This window comes from Streptomyces sp. NPDC049879 (assembly GCF_044461265.1).
GTDB lineage: Bacteria > Actinomycetota > Actinomycetes > Streptomycetales > Streptomycetaceae > Streptomyces.
Genome location: NZ_JBITKT010000007.1, coordinates 105,770 through 127,593, shown reverse-complemented (window position 1 = coordinate 127,593; position 21,824 = coordinate 105,770). Strand labels below are relative to the sequence as shown.

General features: G+C 75.1%; 17 protein-coding genes. 14 read left to right on the top strand and 3 right to left on the bottom strand.

Features of this window, described 5'->3' with window-relative positions:
- Positions 1–40: 40 nt before the first annotated feature.
- Both ACIBPC_RS23715 and ACIBPC_RS23710 read right to left on the bottom strand, forming a co-directional pair.
- Positions 41–463 carry a RidA family protein gene (locus ACIBPC_RS23715; RefSeq protein WP_398847350.1) on the bottom strand — a complete coding sequence of 141 codons (423 nt, stop codon included), beginning with the start codon at positions 461–463 and terminating at the stop codon, positions 41–43.
- A 39-nt stretch (positions 464–502) separates the two neighbouring features.
- On the bottom strand, positions 503–1,072 hold the full coding sequence (locus tag ACIBPC_RS23710) for a GNAT family N-acetyltransferase (RefSeq protein ID WP_398847348.1): 570 nt from the start codon (positions 1,070–1,072) through the stop codon (positions 503–505).
- 598 nt (positions 1,073–1,670) lie between these two features.
- On the opposite strand from ACIBPC_RS23710, the gene ACIBPC_RS23705 reads away from it, so the two are divergent.
- Genes ACIBPC_RS23705 through ACIBPC_RS23640 form a run of 14 tightly spaced genes read left to right on the top strand, consistent with a single transcriptional unit; the run spans position 1,671 to position 20,604 of the window.
- Positions 1,671–3,488: an amino acid adenylation domain-containing protein gene (locus ACIBPC_RS23705; protein WP_398847347.1), complete on the top strand. Its 1,818-nt coding sequence runs from the start codon at positions 1,671–1,673 to the stop codon at positions 3,486–3,488.
- Positions 3,485–6,577: a condensation domain-containing protein gene (locus tag ACIBPC_RS23700; RefSeq protein WP_398847345.1), complete on the top strand. Its 3,093-nt coding sequence runs from the start codon at positions 3,485–3,487 to the stop codon at positions 6,575–6,577. Before ACIBPC_RS23705 ends, ACIBPC_RS23700 begins: the two co-directional genes overlap by 4 nt.
- Positions 6,574–6,933 carry an acyl carrier protein gene (locus ACIBPC_RS23695; RefSeq protein ID WP_398847343.1) on the top strand — a complete coding sequence of 120 codons (360 nt, stop codon included), beginning with the start codon at positions 6,574–6,576 and terminating at the stop codon, positions 6,931–6,933. The genes ACIBPC_RS23700 and ACIBPC_RS23695 overlap by 4 nt, the downstream gene beginning before the upstream one ends.
- Before the next feature lie 26 nt (positions 6,934–6,959).
- On the top strand, positions 6,960–10,466 hold the full coding sequence (locus ACIBPC_RS23690) for a beta-ketoacyl synthase N-terminal-like domain-containing protein (protein ID WP_398847341.1): 3,507 nt from the start codon (positions 6,960–6,962) through the stop codon (positions 10,464–10,466).
- On the top strand, positions 10,463–11,359 hold the full coding sequence (locus tag ACIBPC_RS23685; RefSeq protein ID WP_362968464.1) for a 3-hydroxyacyl-CoA dehydrogenase family protein: 897 nt from the start codon (positions 10,463–10,465) through the stop codon (positions 11,357–11,359). Before ACIBPC_RS23690 ends, ACIBPC_RS23685 begins: the two co-directional genes overlap by 4 nt.
- Positions 11,356–11,631, top strand: coding sequence for an acyl carrier protein (locus ACIBPC_RS23680; RefSeq protein ID WP_398847339.1), 276 nt, complete (start codon positions 11,356–11,358; stop codon positions 11,629–11,631). Before ACIBPC_RS23685 ends, ACIBPC_RS23680 begins: the two co-directional genes overlap by 4 nt.
- Positions 11,624–12,748: an acyl-CoA dehydrogenase family protein gene (locus ACIBPC_RS23675; protein ID WP_398847338.1), complete on the top strand. Its 1,125-nt coding sequence runs from the start codon at positions 11,624–11,626 to the stop codon at positions 12,746–12,748. Before ACIBPC_RS23680 ends, ACIBPC_RS23675 begins: the two co-directional genes overlap by 8 nt.
- Positions 12,745–13,734 carry a 3-oxoacyl-[acyl-carrier-protein] synthase III C-terminal domain-containing protein gene (locus ACIBPC_RS23670; protein WP_398847336.1) on the top strand — a complete coding sequence of 330 codons (990 nt, stop codon included), beginning with the start codon at positions 12,745–12,747 and terminating at the stop codon, positions 13,732–13,734. The genes ACIBPC_RS23675 and ACIBPC_RS23670 overlap by 4 nt, the downstream gene beginning before the upstream one ends.
- Positions 13,722–14,858, top strand: coding sequence for an HAD-IIIC family phosphatase (locus tag ACIBPC_RS23665; RefSeq protein WP_398847334.1), 1,137 nt, complete (start codon positions 13,722–13,724; stop codon positions 14,856–14,858). The genes ACIBPC_RS23670 and ACIBPC_RS23665 overlap by 13 nt, the downstream gene beginning before the upstream one ends.
- Positions 14,851–16,446, top strand: a complete 1,596-nt coding sequence (locus ACIBPC_RS23660; RefSeq protein WP_398847332.1) for an amino acid adenylation domain-containing protein — start codon at positions 14,851–14,853, stop codon at positions 16,444–16,446. Before ACIBPC_RS23665 ends, ACIBPC_RS23660 begins: the two co-directional genes overlap by 8 nt.
- Before the next feature lie 9 nt (positions 16,447–16,455).
- Positions 16,456–17,694, top strand: coding sequence for an MFS transporter (locus ACIBPC_RS23655; RefSeq protein ID WP_398847330.1), 1,239 nt, complete (start codon positions 16,456–16,458; stop codon positions 17,692–17,694).
- A 56-nt stretch (positions 17,695–17,750) separates the two neighbouring features.
- On the top strand, positions 17,751–18,815 hold the full coding sequence (locus tag ACIBPC_RS23650) for a MupA/Atu3671 family FMN-dependent luciferase-like monooxygenase (protein ID WP_398847328.1): 1,065 nt from the start codon (positions 17,751–17,753) through the stop codon (positions 18,813–18,815).
- Positions 18,812–19,795 carry a 3-oxoacyl-ACP synthase III family protein gene (locus tag ACIBPC_RS23645; RefSeq protein ID WP_398847326.1) on the top strand — a complete coding sequence of 328 codons (984 nt, stop codon included), beginning with the start codon at positions 18,812–18,814 and terminating at the stop codon, positions 19,793–19,795. The genes ACIBPC_RS23650 and ACIBPC_RS23645 overlap by 4 nt, the downstream gene beginning before the upstream one ends.
- Positions 19,792–20,604 carry a thioesterase II family protein gene (locus ACIBPC_RS23640; protein WP_398847324.1) on the top strand — a complete coding sequence of 271 codons (813 nt, stop codon included), beginning with the start codon at positions 19,792–19,794 and terminating at the stop codon, positions 20,602–20,604. Before ACIBPC_RS23645 ends, ACIBPC_RS23640 begins: the two co-directional genes overlap by 4 nt.
- A gap of 35 nt (positions 20,605–20,639) precedes the next feature.
- Here the strand turns inward: ACIBPC_RS23640 and ACIBPC_RS23635 are convergent, their stop codons facing one another.
- On the bottom strand, positions 20,640–21,665 hold the full coding sequence (locus ACIBPC_RS23635; RefSeq protein ID WP_362968454.1) for a helix-turn-helix transcriptional regulator: 1,026 nt from the start codon (positions 21,663–21,665) through the stop codon (positions 20,640–20,642).
- Positions 21,666–21,824 lie beyond the last annotated feature (159 nt).

Sequence of the window (21,824 nt, the reverse complement as noted above, 5' to 3'; positions counted from 1 at the left end):
CGCGGCGCGGCGGGTGACACGCCCGCCGCGCCCCCGGCCCTCAGCCGGACGTCTCCCGGACGAGGGCCAGCGCCTCGACCTCCACGACCAGTTCGGGGCGGAAGAGCGCCGCCACCTGCACGGCGGTGCTGGCGGGCGGGCGCGCCGTGTCCACGTACGCGTCCCGCGCCTCGCGGACGGCGGGCAGGTGGGCGACGTCCGTGACGTAGTAGGTCAGCTTCAGCACGTCGCCGAAGTCCGCGCCCGCCGCCGCGAGGCAGCGCCGCAGGTTCTCGAACGCCTGCCGGGCCTGCGCGGCGGGGTCGCCGGTGCCGACGACCGCGCCGTCCGCGTCGAACGCGACCTGCCCCGACACGGCGACGAGGCGGCCCGTGCCGGTGACCACGTGCGTGTAGCCGGTCCCGGGGGCCACGCCCTCGGGGGCGGCGATGTGGGTCAGGGAGGAGTTCTCGGGGGATGCCATCCCGGCATTGTGGCCCACGCGTGCGGCGCGCGTCCGTCCCTACCGGCCGCCGTCCGCTCCGTCCCCCGCCCATTCGTCCGCGAGCAGGGCCCAGACCTCCAGGTCCTGCCGCGCGCCGTTCATCGGGAAGACCTGGCGCAGCGTTCCCTCGTGCCGCATCCCGAGGCGCTTGGCGACGGCGACGCTGCGCGCGTTCGCCGGGGTGACGCGCCATTCGACGCGGACGATCCCGCGCTCGCGCACCGCCCAGTCGACGAGGTGCGCGCACGCGCGGGTCACCAGCCCGGTGCCCTCCGCCGCCGGGGAGATCCAGGCGCCGAGTTCGCACACGCCGGACTGCGTGTCGAAGACGCGGAACAGCGCGCCGCCCTCCAGTTCCCCGTCCACGCGGATGCCGCACACCCGCCCCCGGCCGTGCGCCTGCTCGTCGGCGTAGCGCTCCAGCCACTGCCGCGCCGACGCGGTGTCGGTGACCGCGTGCGCCCAGGGCAGCCACGGCGCCAGGTGCGGGCGTACGCGCGCCACGTACGCCGCGAACTCCCCTGCCTGCCACGGTTCGAGCGGCTCCAGCGCGGCCGTGCCGCCCAGCGGGTGACCGAAGAGTGCCACGACAGACCTCCTGTGGGTGCGATCCGGGGATGCGCCGCGCCGCCGCCCGGCCACGGCGCCGATCATGGCAGAGGACGCGGCGGGGCGGCCCGGGGGAGCGTCATCATATGTCCGACAAGTGACCCCGCATCAACATGCGCTGCGTAGATGTGCGAACGATCGCCGTTGCGCCCGGTACAGCCCCTCGGCAGGATTCTCCGCTGTGAGATCGGCCTTTCTGGAGAAACTGTTCAACAGGGGGTAATGCGCTCATGGACAACCGGATCACCGGACTGCCCGCGGCGGCGGTGACCGTCCCTTCCGGCGGGTTCCCGTCCGCCTTTCCGCCGGAATACGGCGGACGGCACGGGAATTCCTCCGTCGCCCCGTCCGCCGATCCGCCCCGGTCCTCCGGCTTCGCGGACCACGGCTGGGGCAGCCGCGGTGTACCGGCGGCCGGCTGACGGCATCCGCATTCCCCCGCCCCGCACCGACGGATTCCGCATTCCTGGAATCCCGGCACTGCCGCGCGCGGAGAAAGCCGGACGTGAATTCCGGCCGATTCCCGGGCGCGTATTCCGAGCGAGGACCCGGACCGAGAGGTGGAAAGGCTGTGAGCATGGCTCCCGGAGTGCATGACACCGTGGCCCGGTGGGCCCGGCGGCGGCCGGACGCCCCCGCCGTCCGCGACCCGGCGCGCGGCGAGGAGCTGACGTACGGCCGCCTGTGGGAACGCGCCGGGCTGCTCGCCGCCGAGCTGGCGCGGCGCGGGGTGCGGCGCGGCGACCTGGTGGCGGTGCCGCAGGACCGCTCGGCCGACCTGGTGGTGACGTTCCTCGGCATCCTGCGCAGCGGCGCCGCCTACCTGCCGCTCGACGCGCTCGCGCCGGTGGACCGGCTGGCCGGGATCGTCGCCGAGTCCGGCACCCGCTGGGCCGTCCACGCGCCGCGGCCCGACGGCCGGTGGGCGGACCTCGCGTCCTGGCTGCCGCCCGGTGTCGAGGCGTTCCCGGTGCCGGGCGACGGCGCCGCCGCCCACCCGGTGCCCGAGCCGGGGACGGAGGGCGACGACGCCGCGTACGTCTCGTTCACCTCGGGCTCGACGGGGCGGCCGAAGGGCGTCGTCGTACCGCACCGCGCCGTGCTGCGCCTCGCGCTGCGCCCGGTGTTCTGCACCGTGGACCCCGGGGACCGGGTGGCGAGCGCCGCCAACCCCGCGTTCGACGCGACGACGTTCGAGCTGTGGAACACCCTCACCGCCGGGGGCACCGTCGTCGTCCTCCCCTCGGCCACCGACCTGCCCTTCGACGCGTGGACGGCCCTCCTGCGCGAGGAGCGGATCGACAGCATGTTCCTCACCACCTCGCTGTTCCACACCGTCGCGCGCGAGGACCCCGGGGCCTTCGCCTCGCTGCGGACCCTGATCGTCGGCGGCGAGCAGCTGGACCTCGGCGCCGTGCGCCGCGTGCTGGCGGCGGACCCGCCCCGCCGCCTGGTCAACGGGTACGGGCCCACCGAGACGACCACCTTCGCCGCGTACTTCGACTGCACGGAGGCGAACCTCGAAGGCCTCGGCCGCGTGCCCGTCGGCCACCCCCTCCAGGACACCACGCTGCACCTCCTCGGCCCCGGTCTGGAACCGGTCGCCGACGGCGAGAGCGGCGAACTGTGCGTCGGCGGGCCCGGCGTCGCCCTCGGCTACCTCGGGCGGCCCGAGCTGACCGCCGAGCGCTTCACCACCCTCCCCGCGACCGGCGAGCGGATCTACCGCACCGGCGACACGGGCCGCCGCCTCCCCGGCGGCGCGATCGAGCTGTCCGGCCGCAGCGACCGGCAGGTCAAGCTGCGCGGCTTCCGCATCGAGCTGGAGGAGATCGAACGGGCCGTGCTCGCCACCGGACTGGCCGACTTCGCGCTGGTCGAGAAGGTCGGCGAGGGCCCGGCCGCCTCCCTCGCCGCGTTCGTCCTCCCCGCCCGCGACCTCCCGGGGCAAGCCTCGGACGGCGGCGCCGACCTGCCGCGCCTGCTCGACCGGCGGCTCGCCGAGACCCTGCCCTCCTACATGCTCCCCGCCCGCTGGCTGGTCCTCGACCACCTCCCGCTCGGCTCCACCGGGAAGGCCGACCGCACCCGCCTGCTCGCCCTCCTCACCGCCCCACCGCCCGCCCCCGAAGCCGCCGCGCGGCCGGCGGAGAACGCCCCGCTGACCGCCGTACTCGGCGAGATCTGGCAGGACGTGCTTCGCGCGGACGACGTGCGGCCCGAGCACAACTTCCTGGAACTGGGCGGCAACTCCATCCTCGCCATGCAGGTCGCCGCCCGCGTCCGCCAGCGCCTCGGCGTACGGCTCGACGCGGGCGCCGTCCTCCTCACCGACTCCCTCGGCGAACTGGCCGGCCACGTCGCCGACACCGACCCGGCGGTGACCACACCATGACCGACGCCCGCGGCACCGCCGCACCCCCCGGCCCGGCGGACACCGCCGGGGACCGGCCGCCCGCCTACCCGCTGTCGTTCGCCCAGGAACGCCTCTGGTTCGTGGACGCCGCCGCGCCGGGCAACGCGACGTACAACGTCCCGCTCCTCTTCCACTCCCGCGCGCCGCTGGACCCCGCCGCGCTCGCCCTCGCCCTCCACGCGGTCACCGCCCGGCACGAGCCGCTGCGCACCGTCTTCCACCTCCGCGACGGGCGCCCCGTCCAGACCGTGCCGGCGCCCCCGCCCGTCCCGGTGGAGGTCGTCCGCCCGGCCGGCGCCGCCGCGACGGAGGAGAGCGTCCGGCGCGCCGCCGAGGCCAGGGGCCGCCGCCCCTTCGACCTCGCCACCGGGCCGCTCCTGCGCTGCACCCTCTGGACGGGCCTGTCGCACGGCGGCGACACCGTGCTCCTCACGCTCCACCACATCGCCGTCGACGGCTGGTCCCTCGCGCCGCTCTTCGACGACCTCGCCACCGCGTACGAAGCGGCCCGCGAAGGCCGCGACCCGGCGCTCCCCGCCCTGCCCGCCGCCTACACCGAGTTCGCCGCCCGCGAGCGGCAGTCCGCCGACGACCCCGCGTTCCACCGCGACATCGACCGCCGCGTCGCCGAACTGCTCGAACTCCCCCCGGGACTGCCCCTCGCCGGGCGCGCCCCCGCCGCCCCCGCGCCGGAGGGCTCACGCCCCGGACGGCAGTACGGGCGCGCGGTGCCCGACGCGGTGCGCCGCGGCATCGCCGGACTGGCGCGCTCGCTGCGCGTGACGCCCTACGTGGTCATCGGCGCGGCCGTGCAGGCGGTGCTCCACCGCTGGTCGGGCAGGACGGACTTCCTCCTCGGCACGATGACGGCGGGCCGGGTGCACGCCGACCTGGAGGAGGCCGTGGGCTTCTTCGTGAACACCGTGCCGGTCCGCTGCCGCGTCGACCCCGCCGAGTCGTTCGCCCGGCTGTGCGCGGCGGCGCGCCGCGAGGCGTTCCGGTCGCTCGCGCACCAGAGCATCCCGTTCGACCGCCTCACCGCCGCCGCCACGGCCGCCAGGGGCCAGGGGCAGCGGCCCCTCGTGGACGTCGGCCTCGTCTACCAGAACACCGCGCCGCCCCGCACCGGGGGCCTCGGCTGGTCGGCGCCCGAGGTGCTGGCCACGGGCACGGCCAAGTTCGACCTGCTGCTGATCGCCGACGAGACGCGGGAAGGGCTCACCGTCACCGTCGAGTACGACACCGACCGCTACCCGGCCGCCACGGCCGAGGCCGTCGCGGACGGAGTCGCCGCCCTGCTGGGCCACGTCGTGGCGGCCCCCGACACCGCCCTGCGCGACCTCCCGCCCCTCCCCGGCGAGCCCGCCGCCGACGCCCTCCCGCCGCCGCCCGGCCCGTACGCCCCCCGCGCCGCCGCCCCGGCGCCCGGGACCGGGCCGCGCACCGACGGCGAGCGGCGCGCGGCGGAACTCTTCGCCGCCGCGCTCACCGACCGCGAGCACTCCGGCCGCGTCGTCACCGCGGCCACGCTCGCACCGACCACCAACTTCTTCGTCCTGGGCGGCCATTCCCTCCTCGCGGTCACCATGCTCGCGGACGCACGCCGCCGCCACGGTGCCGTCGTGTCCCCCCGCGACTTCCTCACCGACCCCACCGTCGCGGGACTCGGCCGCCTCCTCACCGCCGCCGCCACGGCCGGCCCCGACCCGGCCGCCGCCGGGCACGCCGCCGCGCCCGCCCCGATCGCCGACAGCAGCCAGCACACGGCGTCCCCGGTCCAGCAGCGCTTCTGGTTCCTCGACCGGCTGCCGTCCCTGCGCGCCGCCTACCTCGTCCCGACCGTCGTCGAGTACTCGGGACCGGTGGACCGCGACGCCCTGCGCCGCGCCGTCGACACGGTCCTCGCCCGCCACCCGGCGCTGCGCTCCCGCTTCTTCCTCGACCGCCGCAAACGGCAGGTCCGCTACAGCACGGACGGCAGCCCCGCCGTCACCACCGTGACGGACGCCCCCGGCCGCACCGCCGCCCAGCTGCGCGACCACCTGGCCAGGGTGTGCTGGGCGCCCATGGACCTCGCGGGCGGCACCCTCGCGCGCGCCGAGCTGATCGACACCGCCGACCGCGTCCTGCTGGTCCTCGTCGTCCACCACATCGTGGCCGACGGCTGGTCACGCGACCTGCTCCTGTCCGAGATCGCCGCGACGTACCGCGCCCTCGTCACCGGCCGCAGGCCCGAGCCGCGCGCCGCCGTCCACCCCGCGCTGCTGGACGGCGGCGACAGCGGCGAGGGCGCCGGCGAGGGCGACGTCGCGGCGCAGACGGCCGCCATGCTGGCGCACCTGTCCGGCGCGCCCGCCGACATCGCCCTCCCGCACGACAGGCCGCGCGGCGAACTCCAGACGACCACCGCCGACGTCCGCGCGGTCCGGCTCGGCGGCGACCTCGCCGCCCGGCTGCGCACCGTCACCGGCGGCACGCTCGGCTGCACCATGTTCATGACCAGCGCCGCGCTGCTGGCCGTCACCCTCGCCCGGCGCGGCGGCCAGCGCGACTTCCTCCTCGCCTTCCCCTGGGCGGGACGCGAGGCCCCGGGCAGCGCCGACGCGGTCGGCATGCTCGTCAACACCCTCGTGCTCCGCGCCGACCTGCGCGACGACCCGACCTGGGCCGGTCTCCTGGCCCGCGTCCGGGAGAGCTGCATGACGTCCTACCGCAACGCGCACGTGCCCCTGGACGCCCTCGCCGCCGCGCTGCACCCCGACCGGGACCTCAGCCGCCCCGCGCTGACGCCCGTCTACCTCAGCTCCCAGACCACCGCGCCCGTCCCCGAGCCCCTCGCCCCCCGCATCACCGCGCGCCACCTCCCGCTCGACCCCCTGCACGTGAAGTACGAGCTGGAGCTGACCGTCACGGAGAGCGGCGAGCAGGACATCGAACTGGCCCTCGCGTACACCACCGGCCTGTTCGGCGAGGAGACCGCGCGCGGCCTGCTCGCCGGCATGGTGACCGCCGCCGCCGACCTCGTCGCCGCGCCGGACTCGCACCCACTCAAGAGGAGCATGTCGTGAACGACGCCACGGCCGGCCAGTCCCCGGCCCCGAACGACGAGGACCTGCTCGCCCAGGTCAGGCAGGCCTGGGCCGAGGTGCTCGACCTGGACAGCGCGGACGAGGTGCCGCTGGACGTCAACTTCCTGGAGGCGGGCGGCAGTTCCCTGCTGCTCATCATGCTCTGGGAGGAGCTGCACCCGCTGGCGTCCCACACCCTGAAGGTCTCCGACCTCTTCCAGCACAGCACCGTCACGGCCCAGGCCGCGCTGCTCGCCGCCCCGCCCGCCGCCACGGGGACACCTGACGGCGGCGGGGGGCGCGGCCGCGACGGCCTCCTGGGGCGCGCGCGGCGCGGACAGCTCGTATCCGAGTGACGGCGGACGGGACGGGGAGCGGACCCTTGACCAGCAGCACGAGCAGCACGAGCAGCATCAGCAGCACCGACATCGCGGTGGTCGGCGTCGGCGTGCGGTACCCCGACGCCGCGACACCGCAGGAGTTCTGGCGCAACATCGACCGCGGCGCCCTCGCCATGCGGGAGATGTCCCCGGAGCGGCTGCGGGCCGCCGGGGTCACCGACGACACGCTCGCCGACCCGGCCTTCGTCCGGGTCGCCACCTCGCTGCCCGGCGTGGCGGACTTCGCCTCCGAGTTCTTCGGCTACCCGCCGCGCGAGGCGGAGACCATCGACCCGCAGCAGCGGCTCTTCCTCGAAGCCTCCTGGGAGGCCCTGGAGGCGGCCGGGCACCCGGCGCACAAGGGCGGCCCGGTCACGGGCGTCTTCGCGGGCAGCGCCGCCGGCAACTACTCGGCGGCCCTCCTCGTCGCCAAGGCCCTGCGCGACGGCCTGCGCGCCGCCGTGGACGACCTGGACCTGACGGTCGGCGGCCAGGCCGACTTCATGACGTCCCGCACCGCCTACAAGCTCGGCCTGCGCGGCCCCGCGCTCAGCATCCAGACGGGCTGCTCCTCGTCGCTCTACGCGGTGCACTACGCGACGCTCAGCCTGCTCTCCGGCGAGTGCGACATCGCGCTCGCGGGCGGCGCGACCGTCCTCGAACCGTTCCGCGGCCACCTCCACCAGCCGGGCGGTGTCCTCTCCGACGACGGCTACTGCCGCTCGTTCGACGCGAGTTCGACCGGCACGACGTACAGCTCGGGCGTCGGCGTCGTCGCCCTGCGCCGCCTGGAGGACGCCCTCGCGGACGGCGACGACGTCCTCGCCGTCGTGCGCGGCAGCGCGGTCGGCAACGACGGCGGCGACCGGCTCGGCTTCGTCGCCCCCAGCCCGGACGGCGTGGCCGACGTCGTCGCCGCCGCGCTGCGCACCGCGGGCGTGCCCGCCGACCTGGTCAGGTACGTCGAGGCCCACGGCACCGCCACCGCCGTCGGCGACACCATCGAACTCCTCGCCCTCACCAAGGCCTTCCGCGCCACCACCGACAAGAGCGGCTACTGCGGCCTCGGTTCGGTCATGTCCAACATCGGGCACACCGGACCGGCCGCCGGGATCGCCGGCTTCATCAAGGCCGTCCACGTCGCCCGCACCGGCACCGTCCCGCCGCACCCCGCCTTCGAACGCCCCCGCGACCCCGGCGTCATGGAGGAGAGCCCCTTCTACGTGACGACCGCGCCCGAGCGGGCCACCGACCCCGAGCGGCACGTGCTCGTCAACTCCATGGGCGTCGGCGGCACCAACGCGGCGGCCGTCCTCGCCCCGCCGCCCCCGCCGGTACGGCCCGCCGCCCCCGTACGGCCGACCGTCCGGCTCGTCCTGTCCGCCCGCACCCGCGCCGAACTCGACCAGCAGTCACGCCTCCTGGCCGACGCCCTGGACGACGGCGGCCTGCCGCCCGCCGACGTCGCGCACACTCTGCGCGTCGGCCGGGCCGCCTTCGGCGAGCGCCGCGTCGTCACCGCCCCCGCCCACCGGCTGGCCGCCGCACTGCGCCTGCCGCGCCCGCCCGCCGTGCGCACCGAGCGCAGCAGCGCCCGCCGCGCCGTGATCGTCCTGCCGCCCCCGGACGCGCCGCAGCCGCCGGACGCGCTGGTCGCGGCGCTCAGGGCGCTGCTCCCGGCGGCCGCGGTGTCCGCGGCGGCGGTGACGGGCACGGCGGGCGGGGTCCCCGACGGCGCCTTCGCCGTCCTCGCCGGGCATGGCACGTCCGGCCGCGACCGCCATGCCGTCGCCGCCACGGCCGACACCGACAGCGAGACGCTCGCCGGCCTGCTGGACGAGGCCGCGACGACCGCCTGGCTGCACGGCGTGGAGGTCAACTGGTCGGCGCTGGCGGGCGACACGGGCCGCCGGGTGACCCTGCCGACGTACCCCTTCACCCGCAGGCGCCACTGGGCCCTCGACCGCCTGCCCACCCCCGACCAGCCGCCCGCCCCGCCCCCCGCCGCCGCACCCGCCCCCGGGAACCCGGCCGACGGCACGCTGGAGGCCGACCTCACCGCGCTCTGGCAGGACCTGTTCGGGCTCGACACCATCGGCCCCGACGACGAGTTCGGCGCGCTCGGCGGCACGTCCCTGCTGTCCGTCCGCATGGTGCTGGAGATCCAGCAGCGCCACGGCGTCCTCGTCAACGTCCACCGCGCGGGCGGCAGCCAGGCCACGATCCGGCGGCTCGCGCGGATCGTCGGCGGCCTCAAGGCCGGTGCCGCGGCGGGCGACGAGGAGGTGGACCCGGCGGCCGACGGCGACGGCGCCCTCGTGGACGCCGACCTCCAGCTGCCCCTGGAACCGCTGGCCGCCAGGTCCGCGCCGGGCCGCGACGTCCTGCTCACCGGCGCGACGGGCTACCTCGGCGCGTTCCTCCTCGACCGGCTCCTCGCCGCGTCCAAGGGCCGCGTCTACTGCGTGGTCCGCGCCGCCGACGAGGCGGAGGGCATGGCGCGGCTGGCCGCGGCCGCCGCGAAGTTCGGCCTGCCCGCGCCCGACCCGGAACGGGTCCACGCCGTCCCCGGCGACCTGCGCGACATCGCCGCCGTCTGCCGCGCCTACCGCGACGGCGAACTCGCCACGCGCGTCGGCCACGTCCTGCACTGCGCCGCCCGCGTCGTCTTCACCGAGCCCTACCGGACGCTGCGCGAGGACAACGTCCTGCCGCTCGTCGGCCTCCTCAACTGGATGCGCCCGCACGGCATCCGCGACATCAGCTTCATCTCCACCGTCGCCGCCACCGGCCCGGCGGGCGCCGACGGCCTCCTCCTGGAGACCCGCGAGCAGCCGCTCGACCCGCAGCTCGGCGGCTACGGCGTCGGCAAGTGGGTCGGCGAGCGCATTTTGGAGCGCGCGGACCAGGACGGCATGCGCGTGCGCGTGTTCAGGCCGGGACTCATCATGGCCGCCACCGAGAGCGGCGCCTGCAACGACAAGGACCTCATCTGGTTCCTCCTGGCGAGCGGCCTGGTCGTGGGCGCGCGCCCGGTGGACGACCGCGGCATGCCGCTGTCCCCGGTGGACGTGCTCGCCCGCGCCGTCGCCGAACTCGCTCTGTCCGCCAAGTCGGTGGGCCGCGCCTACCACCTCGTGGACGAGACGTCCCCCAGCCTCGAAGACCTCTTCGCGGCCCTCGCGGAGACCGGGCTGCCCACCAGGACCGTGCCGCTCACCGAGTGGCAGCGGCTCATCGCCGAACGGGCCCAGGAGACCGGCAGCGCCGTCCTGTCCGGCACCGCCCTCTACGAGATGGAGGGCCACGAGCTGGACGAGGCCGGTGTCCAGGCGCGCAACTGGCAGCCCTGGCTGCGCCGCGCCGGACTGTCCCCGGCCGTCACCGGCGCCCAGCTGCGCGCGGGCCTCGCGTTCCTGGCGCACCGGACGCCCGCCATCGGCGCCCTGCTCCCCGACCTGGCCGCCGAGGGCGCCAGGGCCGTCACCGCCACCGAGGAGGACAAGTGAGCGACCCCGCCCCCGCTCCCGCCACCGCCCACCGCCTCGCCGTCGTCGGCGCGGGCGTCATGGGCACCGGCATCGCCACCCTCGCCGTCGGCCACGGCCTGCCCGTCGTCCTGGTCGACGTCTCCCAGGACGCCCTGGACAAGGCCGCCGCCGCCGTCCCCCAGCAGCTGCGGCTCGCCCGCCTGACGGGCAGGCTGCCCCGCGAGGGCGCGACCGGCGACCTCGTCACCACCACGCGCCTGGCGGACATCGCCGGCACCGCCGACGCCGGGCACATCACCGCCGTCATCGAGGCGGTCACCGAACTCGCCCCGCTCAAGGCCAAGGTGCTCGCCGAGGTCTCCTCGCTCGTCGCCCCCGGCACGCTCCTGATCTCCAACACGTCGGCCGTCCCCATCGACGAGCAGGCCGACTCCGTGCGGCACCCCGAGGACCTCCTCGGCATCCACTTCATGAACCCGCCCTACATGATCCGCGCCGCCGAGCTGATCCGCGGCCCCCGCACCGGCGAGCACGCGCTCGCCGCCGCCCGCGCCCTGCTGGCGGCCCTCGGCCGGGACGGCATCGTGGTCGGCGACGGCCCCGGCTTCGTCGTCAACCGGATACTCCAGCGGATGATCAACGAGGCCGCGCGCATCGTCGCCGAGGGCATCGCGGACCCCGCCTCCGTGGACGCCGCGTTCGAGGGCTGCCTCGGCCACACCACGGGACCGCTCGCCACCGCCGACCTGATCGGCCTCGACAACGTCGCCGACTCCCTGCGCGTGCTCCACGAGCGCACCGGCGACGGCGGCTACGACCCCTGCCCCCTGCTGCTGGACAAGGTCGCCGCCGGTGACCTCGGCCGCAAGACCGGCCGCGGCTTCTTCGAGTACGGAGGACGCACGTCATGACCACCCCCACCGACAGGACGGACACGGCGCGGCACATCAGGGACGACCTCACCGCGTTCCTCGCGGCACGGACCAGGACGGACGTCGGCCCGGACGTGGACCTGTTCGCCAGCGGCCTGGTCACCTCCCTGTTCGCCATGGAACTGCTGGTGCACGTCGAGCAGTCCTTCGGCGTACAGGTCGCCGGGCCCGACCTCACCCTCGACAACTTCCGCAGCGTCGAGCGGATGACCGCCCTCGTCCTGCGCCTGCGCGGCGGCACCGATGCCTGAGCCGGAGGGGGGCGCGGCCGCCGCCGCGCTCGCCCGCCTCGCGGACGAGCTGATCGGCGACCACGCGGCCGACTGGGACCGCGCGGGCGCCCTGCCGCACGACGTGCTGCGCGCCCTCGGCGGCAAGGGCGTGCTGGCCGCCCAGATCCCCGCCGCGTACGGGGGAGCGGGCCTGTCGAGCGCCGCGAACGGCGAACTCACCGCCCACGTCGGCGCCCTGTGCTCGTCCGTCCGCAGCGTCATGACCTCCCAGGGCATGGCCGCCTGGACCGTCGAGCGGTTCGGCGACGAGGAGCAGCGGACCGCGTACCTGAGCGCCCTCGCCTCCGGCCGCCTCGCCGGGGTGGCCTTCAGCGAGCCCGGCGCCGGGAGCGACCTGTCCGCCATGGCCACCACCGTCGTCCGCGACGGGGACACCGTCGTCGTGGACGGCGCCAAGGCCTGGATCACCGTCGGCGCCTACGCGGACCTGCTCGTCGTCTTCGGCCGGTACGGAACGGGCGCCGCCGCCGTCGTCGTCCCCGCCGACGCGCCGGGGGTGACCGTCACGCGCGTCCCCGACCCGATGGGCTGCCGCGCCGCCGGGCACGCCGACGTGCGGTTCGACGCGGTGCGGCTGCCCGCCGACAGCCTGCTCGGCGGCGCGGGACTGCCCGTCGACTGGCTGGTCACCGCCGCGCTGACATACGGCCGCGTCTCGGTCGCCTGGGGCTGCGCGGGCATCCTGCGGTCCTGCCTGCGCGCCGCCTGCGCCCACGCGGCGGGCCGCGTGCAGTTCGGCACCCCCATCGCCTCCCACCAGCTCGTCACCCGCCACCTGGCCGAACTGCACGTCGCCCACGAGGCCGTCACCCGCTGCTGCGAGCACGCCAGCCGCTGCTGGGACGAGGGCAGCCCCGAGCTGCCCGCCGCCGCCGTGACCGCCAAGCACCTCGCGGCCGTCCAGGCGGCACGCGGCGCCGCCACGGCGGTGCAGGTCCTCGCGTCCGCCGGGGCGCGCGACGGCGGCACCGTCGCCCGCGCCTACCGCGACGCGAAGCTGATGGAGATCATCGAGGGCAGCAACGAGATCAGCCAGCTCCTCCTCGGCAAGCACGCCCTGGCGGTGTGGTCATGACAGCACCGGACACCGCGCCCGTCGGCATCGGCGCGATCCACTGCGTCCTCCCCACCGAGCGCGTCCCCGTCGCCGAACTGCCCGAGTTCGACGGACTCGACCCCGAGGCGGCCGAGTTCGCCCTCGGCAGCGGCATCGCCACGGTCGGCGTCCTGGAGGACCGCACCGCCGGCGACCTCGCGACCGAGGCCGTCAGGGGACTCCTCGCCCGCCTCGACGGGCAGGCCAGGCGGCCCGGCACGCTGATGCTCGTCGGCCCCCGCGCCCCCGACGTCCTGCTCGGCTCCGACGTCTGCCGCGTGCAGGCCGACGCCAAGCTCGATGGCGCGTTCGCGTTCACCGTCGACGGACTCGGCTGCACCGGCTCCAGCGCCGCCTGGGCCCTCGGGCGCGACCTGCTGCTCGCCGACCCGTCGCGCGACAGCGTCCTCATCGCCCACGGCAGCCGCCCCACCGGCTACGACCGCGTACGCCCTCCCGTCACCGTCATCGGCGACGGCGCCTTCGCCATGACGCTCACGCGCGGCGGACGGCCCGTGCTGCGCGCGCACCGCATGGAGACGGACGGCACGTTCCACGACCTGTTCCGCGTCGACTACAAGCAGGTGCCGTCCTACGAGTGGCGCGAGGAGTGCGCCTCCCCGGACCGCTACCGCTTCGAACTCGCCCTGCACAGCCGGATGCGCCTCGGCCGCATGGTGGACGAGGTCCTGGCCGACGCCGGGGTGGCGCGCGCCGACGTCACCACCGCGCTGATGCAGAACGTCACCGCCGGCGCCTACGCGTTCTACACCTCGCTCCTCGGCCTGCCCATCGACCCGGTCTGCGGCGAACACCTCGCCGCCTACGGCCACCTGGGCGCCATGGACGTCGTCCTCAACCTCGACCGCAGACTGGCACGCGGCGACCTGCGGCCGGGGGATCTCGTGCTCGTCCTCAACAACAGCCCGGTCGCCGCCTGGGCCGTCACCCTGTGGGAGGTCTGAACGTGGACGCCGCCGCCGGTCCGCCCGGCAAGACCGTCAAGTGCCTGGTCTGGGACCTGGACAACACCCTGTGGAAGGGCACCGTCCTGGAGGATGGGGAGGTCACCCTGTCCGAGGACGTCCGCCGCGTGATCACCACGCTCGACGAACGCGGCATCCTCCAGTCCGTCGCCAGCAAGAACGACCACGACCACGCCTGGGAATGGCTGGAGAAGTTCGGCGTCGCCGACTACTTCGTGCTGCCCCGCATCGGCTGGGGCCCCAAGTCCCGGTCCGTGCGCGAGATCGCCGACACGCTCGGCTTCGCCCACGGCACGGTCGCGTTCGTCGACGACCAGCCCGCCGAGCGCGCCGAGGTCGCCCACCACCTGCCCGACGTCCGCTGCTACACGGCCGACGATGTGCTGGACCTGCCGCGGCGCCCCGAGTTCAGCCCCGTCGTCACCGCCGACTCGCGCCGCCGCCGCGAGATGTACCGCGCGGGCTTCCGCCGCGAGGCCGCCCGCGAGGACTTCACCGGGCCCGACGAGGACTTCCTGCGCACCCTCGGACTCGTCATGACGATCCGCCGCGCCACCGGCGACGACCTCACACGCGTCGAGGAACTCACCCTGCGCACCAGCCAGATGAACGCCACCGGCGTCCACTACGGCGACGAACGGCTGCGCGCCCTCCTCGCCGACCCGCGCCACGAGGTCCTCGTCGTCCAGCTCGCCGACCGCTTCGGCGACCACGGCGCCGTCGGCATCGTCCTGCTCGAACGGCACCCGGGCGCCTGGCTGCTGCGGCTGCTCGCCACCTCCTGCCGCGTCGTCTCCTTCGGCGCCGGGTCCGTCCTGCTGCGCTGGCTCACCGACGAGGCCGCCCGCGCCGGGGTGCGCCTCTTCGCCGACTTCCGCCGCACGGACCGCAACCGCATGATGGAGGTGGCCTACCGCTTCGCCGGCTTCACCTCGTACGATGGCACGCGCGCCGATGCCCTCCCCGGCGACGGCACCGCGGCGCACGAGGGCATCGACCTGCTCCACATCGACCCGCGGCGGCAGGACCCGCCCACGACCATGCGGCTCGACGCACCGGACCTGGGCGTCGCCGCGCACACCGGGGAGGCGGCCCGTGGCTGACGCCCGGACGCTCCACGCGTGGTTCGCCGCCTCCGCCGACCGCCACGCGGACCTGCCCGCCCTCGAAGCCGACGGCGAGACGTTCACGTACGCCGAACTGCGCCGCGCCGCCGAGGCGGTCGCCGCCCGCATCACCGGCGCGCACGGCGGGCCGCCCGCGCGGGTCTCCGTCATGGCGACCCGCGGCGTCGTCTCCCTCGCCGGATACCTGGCCGCGCTGCGCCTCGGCGCCACCGTCACGCCGGTCAACCCGGCGTTCCCCGCCGCGCGCAACCGCATGATCACCGACCTGGCCGGCACCGAGGTGCTGCTCGCCGACGCGGCCGACGCCCGCCAGCTCGACGGCGGCCTGCGCGGCGCCGTGCCCACCGAACTGCGGCTCACCGCCCAGGAGGTGACCGCCGCCGCGCGGGACACCGCCCCGGCGCACCCGCCGCTGCCGCCGTACGCCGCAGGCCCGGACGACGTGGCGTACGTGCTGTTCACCTCCGGGTCCACGGGCCGCCCCAAGGGCGTCCCCATCCGCCACCGCAACCTCACGCCCTACCTCGCCCACAACATCGCCCGCTACGGCATCGGCCCCGGCTGCCGCATGTCCCACACCTTCGACCTCACCTTCGACCCCTCGGTCTTCGACCTGTTCGTCACCTGGGGCGCGGGCGCCACGCTCGTCGTCCCCGGCCGCGCCGACCTCCTCGCGCCCGTCGACCACGTCGCGGAGCGCGGCATCACCCACTGGTTCTCCGTCCCGTCCGTCGTCTCCGTCGCGGCCGATCTCGGCAACCTCCCCGCCGGGCGCGCCGACCGCCTGCGGCTGAGCGTCTTCATCGGCGAGCCGCTGTCGTACGACCAGGCCACCGCCTGGCGCGCGGCCGCGCCCGCCACCACCGTCGAGAACGTCTACGGTCCCACCGAACTCACCGTCGCCTGCGCCGAGTACACGCTGCCCGCCGACCCGGGCGCCTGGCCGGCGACGTCCAACGACACCGTGCCCATCGGCGAGGTCTACCCGTTCCTCGACCACCTCGTCCTCGACGAGGCGGGACACCCCGCCGACGAGGGCGAGCTGTGCGTGCGCGGCCCGCAGCGCTTCGACGGCTACCTCGACCCGGCCGACAACGCGGGCCGGTTCCTGCTGCACGGCGCCGACGGGGCCACCGTCCTCGACGGCGCAGGGCCGCCCACGCCCGAGCACTACTACCGCACCGGCGACCGCGTCCGCCGCGAGGGCGGCCGCCTCGTCCACCTCGGACGGCTCGACAACCAGGTCAAGATACGCGGCTACCGCGTCGAACTCGGGGAGGTCGAGGCCGCCATGCGCCGCCTCCCCACCGTCCGCCAGGCCGTCGTGATCGCCCTGCGGTCCGGCGGCGACACCGAACTCGTCGGCTGCTACACAGGCAGTCCGGCGGAGCCCCAGGCCCTCGGCCGCGCCCTGCGGAAGATGCTGCCCGTCCACATGGTGCCCCGGACCTTCCGGCACCTGGACGCCGTGCCGCTGAACGCCAACGGCAAGACCGACCGGCCGCGCATCACCTCGGACCTGCTGGCGCCCGCTCCGGCGGACACGGCGGGAGCTGCCACATAGGAGATCTCGGTGTCGTTCCTCCAGGACATCATCCCGCCCAAGGGAATCGTCCGCGTACTGTGCCTGAGCAACCTGTCGAAGACGTCGGCCCACGGCATCCTGATGACCGTCAGCGTGCTGTTCTTCACGCGCGCCGTCGACATCCCCGCCGCGCAGGTCGGCCTCGCGCTGACCATCGGCGCGGCCGTCGGCATGACCGCCAGCATCCCGGCGGGACGGCTCGCCGACCTGCTCGGCCCGCGCAACACGACCGTCGTCTGCCTGCTGCTGCTCGGCGGATTCACCGCCTGCTACGGCTTCGTGCAGAACTTCCCCGGCCTCGTCCTCGTGACGAGCCTGGCGCTCGCCGCCGAGTCGTCCACGGACGCGGCGCGCGGCGCCCTGGTCGCCGGGCTCATCCCGCAGAAGGAACGGGTCCGCGCCTGGTCGTACATGCGGGCCGTCAGCAACCTCGGCGTGTCCCTCGGCGCGGCGGGCGGCGCCGTCGCCCTGTACTTCGACAGCAGACCGGCGTACACGGTCATGCTCGTCGCGGGCGGCGTCCTGTTCATCGCCGCGGGGCTCGCCTACCTGACGGTGCCGCAGGTCCCGCCCGTGCCGCGTGACCAGGAGGGCCCCAAGTGGGTCGTGCTGCGGGACGCGCCCTACGCCATCGTGGCCCTGCTGAACTCCGTCCTGATCATGAACATCGGCATCCTGACCGTGGCGCTGCCCATCTGGATGACCGACGAGACGTCCGCCCCCACCTGGCTGTACTCGCTGCTGATCATCCTCAACTCGGTGGTGGTCGTCCTCTTCCAGGTGCGGGCCGGGCGCGGCAGCGAGGAGGTGTCGGGCGGCGCACGCGCGCTGCGCAGGTCCGGCGTGCTGCTCGCCGTCTGCTGCGCGTTCTTCGCCATGGCGTCCGGGCAGCCGACATGGCTGGCCGTCGTGATCCTGGTGGCAGGGGCGCTGGTCCACGTGGGCGGCGAGATGTTCTACAGCGCGGGCGCCTGGTCGCTCGCCTACGGCCTCGCGCCAGACCACGCCCAGGGCCAGTACCAGGGCATGTTCGGCATGTCCACGCAGCTCGGCACCGTCGTGACGCCCGCGCTGGCCACCGGCCTGATCGCCGGGCTCGGCCGTCCCGGCTGGCTCATCTTCTCGGTGCTGCTGCTCGCCGCCGGGATGGCCGCGCCGTCCGTCGCCGCCTGGGCGGAACGCACCCGGCTGCCCGCACCGTCCTCCGTCGAACAGTCCGTCGCATAGTGCTGTGGCTGGGGAGGTTCACCGGCCACAGCACCAAACCCTCCCCGGGAGGCCCCATGGACTTCAGCCTGTTCTACTTCGCCAACGACAGCACCGAGAAGGACCACGACCGGTACGCACTGCTGCTGGAGGGCGCCCGCTTCGCCGACCGGAACGGCTTCTCCGCCGTCTGGACGCCGGAGCGGCACTTCCACCCCTTCGGTGGCCTCTACCCGAACCCGGCGGTCACCGGCGCGGCCGTCGCCGCCGTCACCGAGCGGATCGGCATCCGCGCGGGCAGCGTCGTCGCGCCGCTGCACCACCCGCTGCGGATCGCGGAGGAGTGGTCGGTCGTGGACAACCTGTCGGGCGGCCGGGCTGGCCTGTCCTTCGCCTCCGGCTGGCACGCCACCGACTTCGCGCTCCGCCCCGAGAACTACGCGGACCGCAGGCGGCTGCTGGCCGAGCAGGTGGAGCAGGTACGGGCGCTGTGGCGCGGCGAGAAGGTGACGTTCCGCGACGGCGTGGGGGACGAGCGCGAGCTGCGGATCTACCCGCCGCCCGTCCAGCCCGAGCTGCCCGTCTGGGTCACCAGCGCGGGCGGCGTCGAGACGTTCAGGAACGCCGGGCGGCTCGGCGCCGGGCTGCTCACGCACCTGCTGGGCCAGGACACCGGCGACCTCGCCGCGAAGATCACCGAGTACCGCGCGGCGGCGGCGGAGTGCGGCAGGACGGACGGCTGGCGGGGCCATGTCGTCCTGATGGTCCACACGTTCCTCGGCGAGGACGACGACGCGGTCAGGGAGGCCGTACGCCGCCCGCTCGGCGACTACCTGCGCAGCTCGCTCGGCCTGCTCCTCGGCTCCTCGCTCGACGGGCGGCGCATCGACGCCTCGCGGCTCACGCCCGACGACGTGGACTTCATCGTCGCCCGCTCCTTCGACCGGTACTACGACGGCGGCGGGCTGCTCGGCACGGTGGAGAAGGTCGCGGCGCACGTGGAGCGGTTCCGGGAGATCGGGGTGGACGAGATCGCCTGCCTCGTCGACTTCGGGCTGCCCGCCGACGACGTCCTCGGCGGCCTCGGCCGTCTCGCGCGCCTGCGCGAGCTGACGGCGGGCGACGGGAGGACGGCGCCGTGACCGGACGCGGGTCCGCCGTCGCGGGCATCGTGGACTTCGAGGTCCGCTTCCCGTCCGCGCGCGCGGACGTCCACGAGATGAGCGCCGCCTCCGGGCTCCCCGCCGCGGACATCCTCGCCATCACGCACACCCCGTCGTTCCCCGTCCTCGACGACAGCGAGGAGGCGTGGCAGCTGGCGGCGGACGCCGCGCGGGCCGTCATCGAGCGCAACGGCGTGCGGCCGGAGGACATCAGCCACGTCATCTACTCAGGCTCAGGGGAGTGGGACCTGCCCTTCTGGACGCCCGCCGCCCGCGTGGCACAGGAGCTGGGCATCACCCGGGCGCACTGCTTCGAGATCGCCAACTTCTGCAACGGCGGGATGACCGCCGTGCGCGCCGGGATGAACGAACTCGCGCTCGGCGCCGGTCCGTTCGTCCTCGTCCTCATCGGCGACCGGCTCAGCAGGCTGGTCGACTACGAGGACCCCGAGTCCAAGGCGCTGTTCAACTTCGGCGACGCGCCCGCCGCCGTCCTGCTCGGCCGCGACGACTGCGCCCTCGCCGTCCTCGGCTCCGCCATGCGCACCGACCCGGCCTGGGCCGACTACTACTCGGGCGACCTGGAGGACGACCGCGTCCTGATGCGCCGCCGGGGCCGCAGACCGGGACTCGCCGACGCGTACCTGGAGAACTTCCCGGCCCGCGCCGCCGACGTCCTCGCCGCCGTCGGCCGCGACCTGTCCGACGTGGCGTTCCTGCTGATCAACCAGGGCGACAAGGGCATGCACGAGCGCCTGCTCGACCGGCTCGGACTCCCGGCGGAGAAGAGCGTCTTCCACTACGACCGGCTGGGCCACATGGGCGGCTCCGACCCGTTCATCGCCCTGCGGGGGCTGCTCGACGAGAAGCGGCTGGCCCCCGGCGACCTCGTCCTCGTCGCCAGCAGCGGCATGGGCTTCACCTGGGCCGTCACGGCGCTCGAACACCGGGGCGGGTGAGCGGCGCGGTGACGGACGTCGCGACCGGCGCCGGGGTGAAGGACCTGCGCCGCCTCCTCGCCCCGGCCTCCGGCGGCGGGCAAGGGGCGGGCGGCGCCGCGCCGTTCACCCTGGTGCTGGTGCACCACGCGGGAGGCTCCGCGGCGGCCTTCGCGCCGTTCGCCCGGCGGTTCCCCGCCGACTGGCGCGTCCTGGCCGCCGACCTGCCCGGCCGCCTGATGGCCCCCGACGAACCCCTCTGCCGCAGCTCCCGGGAGGCCGTCGCCTTCCTCGCCCCCCGGCTGCGCCCGCTGCTCACCGGCCCCTGGGCGGTGTTCGGCCACAGCATGGGCGCGCTGCTCGCCTTCGAGACGGCGCGCGCCCTCGCGCGGGAGGGCACGCCGCCCGTCTGGGCCGGGCTGTCCGCCGCGCCCGCCCCCGGGCACCGCCAGGACGGCGACCAGCGGCACCTGTGGCCCCGCGAGCGGCTCACCGCGTTCCTGCGCGACCTGGGCGGCACGCCGGAGGACGCGTTCGCCATGCCGGACGTCCTCGACGGGATGCTGCGCGTCCTGCGCGGCGACCTGGCGGTCGTGGACACCTACCGGAGGCATCCCGGGCCGCCGCTCGACGTCCCGCTGACCGTCTTCACCGGGCGGGACGACGCGGTGGCGACCGCCGCCACCGCCGCGCCCTGGCGCGAGCAGACGATGGCCGCGACCACGTACCGCTCATGGCCCGGCGGGCACTTCTACCTGTTCGACCACGTGGCGGCCGTCTGCGACACCATCGCGCGGGAGGCCGCCGCGGCGCGCGCCGCACTGCGCTGACACCGCCCGCCCCGACCACTTCGTCACGGACGCCGTCACGCCCCGCCCGGCCCTTCCGGGTCGGCGGGCGCCCCGGCGTCCGTGACGAAGTGGTCGGCGAGCAGGCCGTTCACGGCGATGAGATAGCCGAGCTGCGCGCGGCTGACGCTGCCGAGCCGCCGGGAGATGCGGCTGATGTACTCGGCGACCGTCCGGCGGCTGATGCCGAGGCCCCGCGCGATCCGCTCCTCGGTGTGCCCGGCGACGAGGAAGCGGATGATGCTCTGCTCGATCTCGGAGACGACGGTCCTCGGTCGCCGGTGCATCGCCGGTTCGACCGGCGTGCCGCGCGCCCACGCGTACTCGAAGACGTTGGCGAGGAACCACACCAGCGCCGGGTCGCGGACCTCCAGGGCCTCGTCCGGATAGTCGGGTCCTGTCGGTATGTAGGCGACCTCGCGGTCGCAGATGATGAGCCGGTCGAACATCTCGCCGACCGTCCTGATGTTTCCGCCCGCTTCCGCGACCTTCCTGATGTATTCCGCGGTGGGCGGGTGCGTCCATACCGCGTGCTGGTAGAGCGTGCGCTGGCTGACGCCGCGTTCCAGCAATTCCAGATTGCGCTGGACGACGGTTTCGAGGATATCGGGCGGCCGCCGCCCGCCGGGCTGTGCGGTGAGCAATTCGGATTGGCACGCGGCGACCGACGCGTCGATGGTGCGGGCGATGAGGTCGCCGCCGTGTAAGACGGTCGCGTGCGGAAGGTCTTTCCTGTGTGCCGAAGTGAACACCTCCTCGGCCGAGCGGAAGGACTCGGCCAGGAAGATCAGCCGGCGGTGGGCGGTCGCCACCTCCTCCTCGAGGGGGGCCATCGCCCGGCTGGCGGCCACCACCGGCGGGACGGGCACGTGCAGTCCGGGGTCGTCGGCGGCCGGTTCCAGCAGGCCAAGGGCCACGAGGCAGCGTGCGGCCGGTTCCGCGGCGATCCCGCCGACCGCCATCGCCTCGCGGTACTGCCGCAGCCCGGCCTCGCACAGCTCCGTACCGCCGCAGGCCGCTCTGTCACATTCTGTTTGTCCCATTTCATTCCCCCTGCATGATCGTGCAGTGCGCATACATGTTAGGGCGCGGTGTTGATTCGGCAATGGCGCGGAGAAAGGATCTGGTGACATTCCTCCGTCCCGCTCGACCAGGGCTTCTCCCACGGCTGACATTGACGTGCCTTCACGCCGTCGGGCCGC

Coding starts and splice junctions, on each gene's coding strand:
- ACIBPC_RS23715 (WP_398847350.1), bottom strand. CDS start 463: ATGGCATCCCCCGAGAACTCCTCCCTGACCCACATCGCCGCCCCCGAG.
- ACIBPC_RS23705 (WP_398847347.1), top strand. CDS start 1,671: ATGGCTCCCGGAGTGCATGACACCGTGGCCCGGTGGGCCCGGCGGCGG.
- ACIBPC_RS23700 (WP_398847345.1), top strand. CDS start 3,485: ATGACCGACGCCCGCGGCACCGCCGCACCCCCCGGCCCGGCGGACACC.
- ACIBPC_RS23680 (WP_398847339.1), top strand. CDS start 11,356: ATGACCACCCCCACCGACAGGACGGACACGGCGCGGCACATCAGGGAC.
- ACIBPC_RS23675 (WP_398847338.1), top strand. CDS start 11,624: ATGCCTGAGCCGGAGGGGGGCGCGGCCGCCGCCGCGCTCGCCCGCCTC.
- ACIBPC_RS23670 (WP_398847336.1), top strand. CDS start 12,745: ATGACAGCACCGGACACCGCGCCCGTCGGCATCGGCGCGATCCACTGC.
- ACIBPC_RS23650 (WP_398847328.1), top strand. CDS start 17,751: ATGGACTTCAGCCTGTTCTACTTCGCCAACGACAGCACCGAGAAGGAC.
- ACIBPC_RS23635 (WP_362968454.1), bottom strand. CDS start 21,665: ATGGGACAAACAGAATGTGACAGAGCGGCCTGCGGCGGTACGGAGCTG.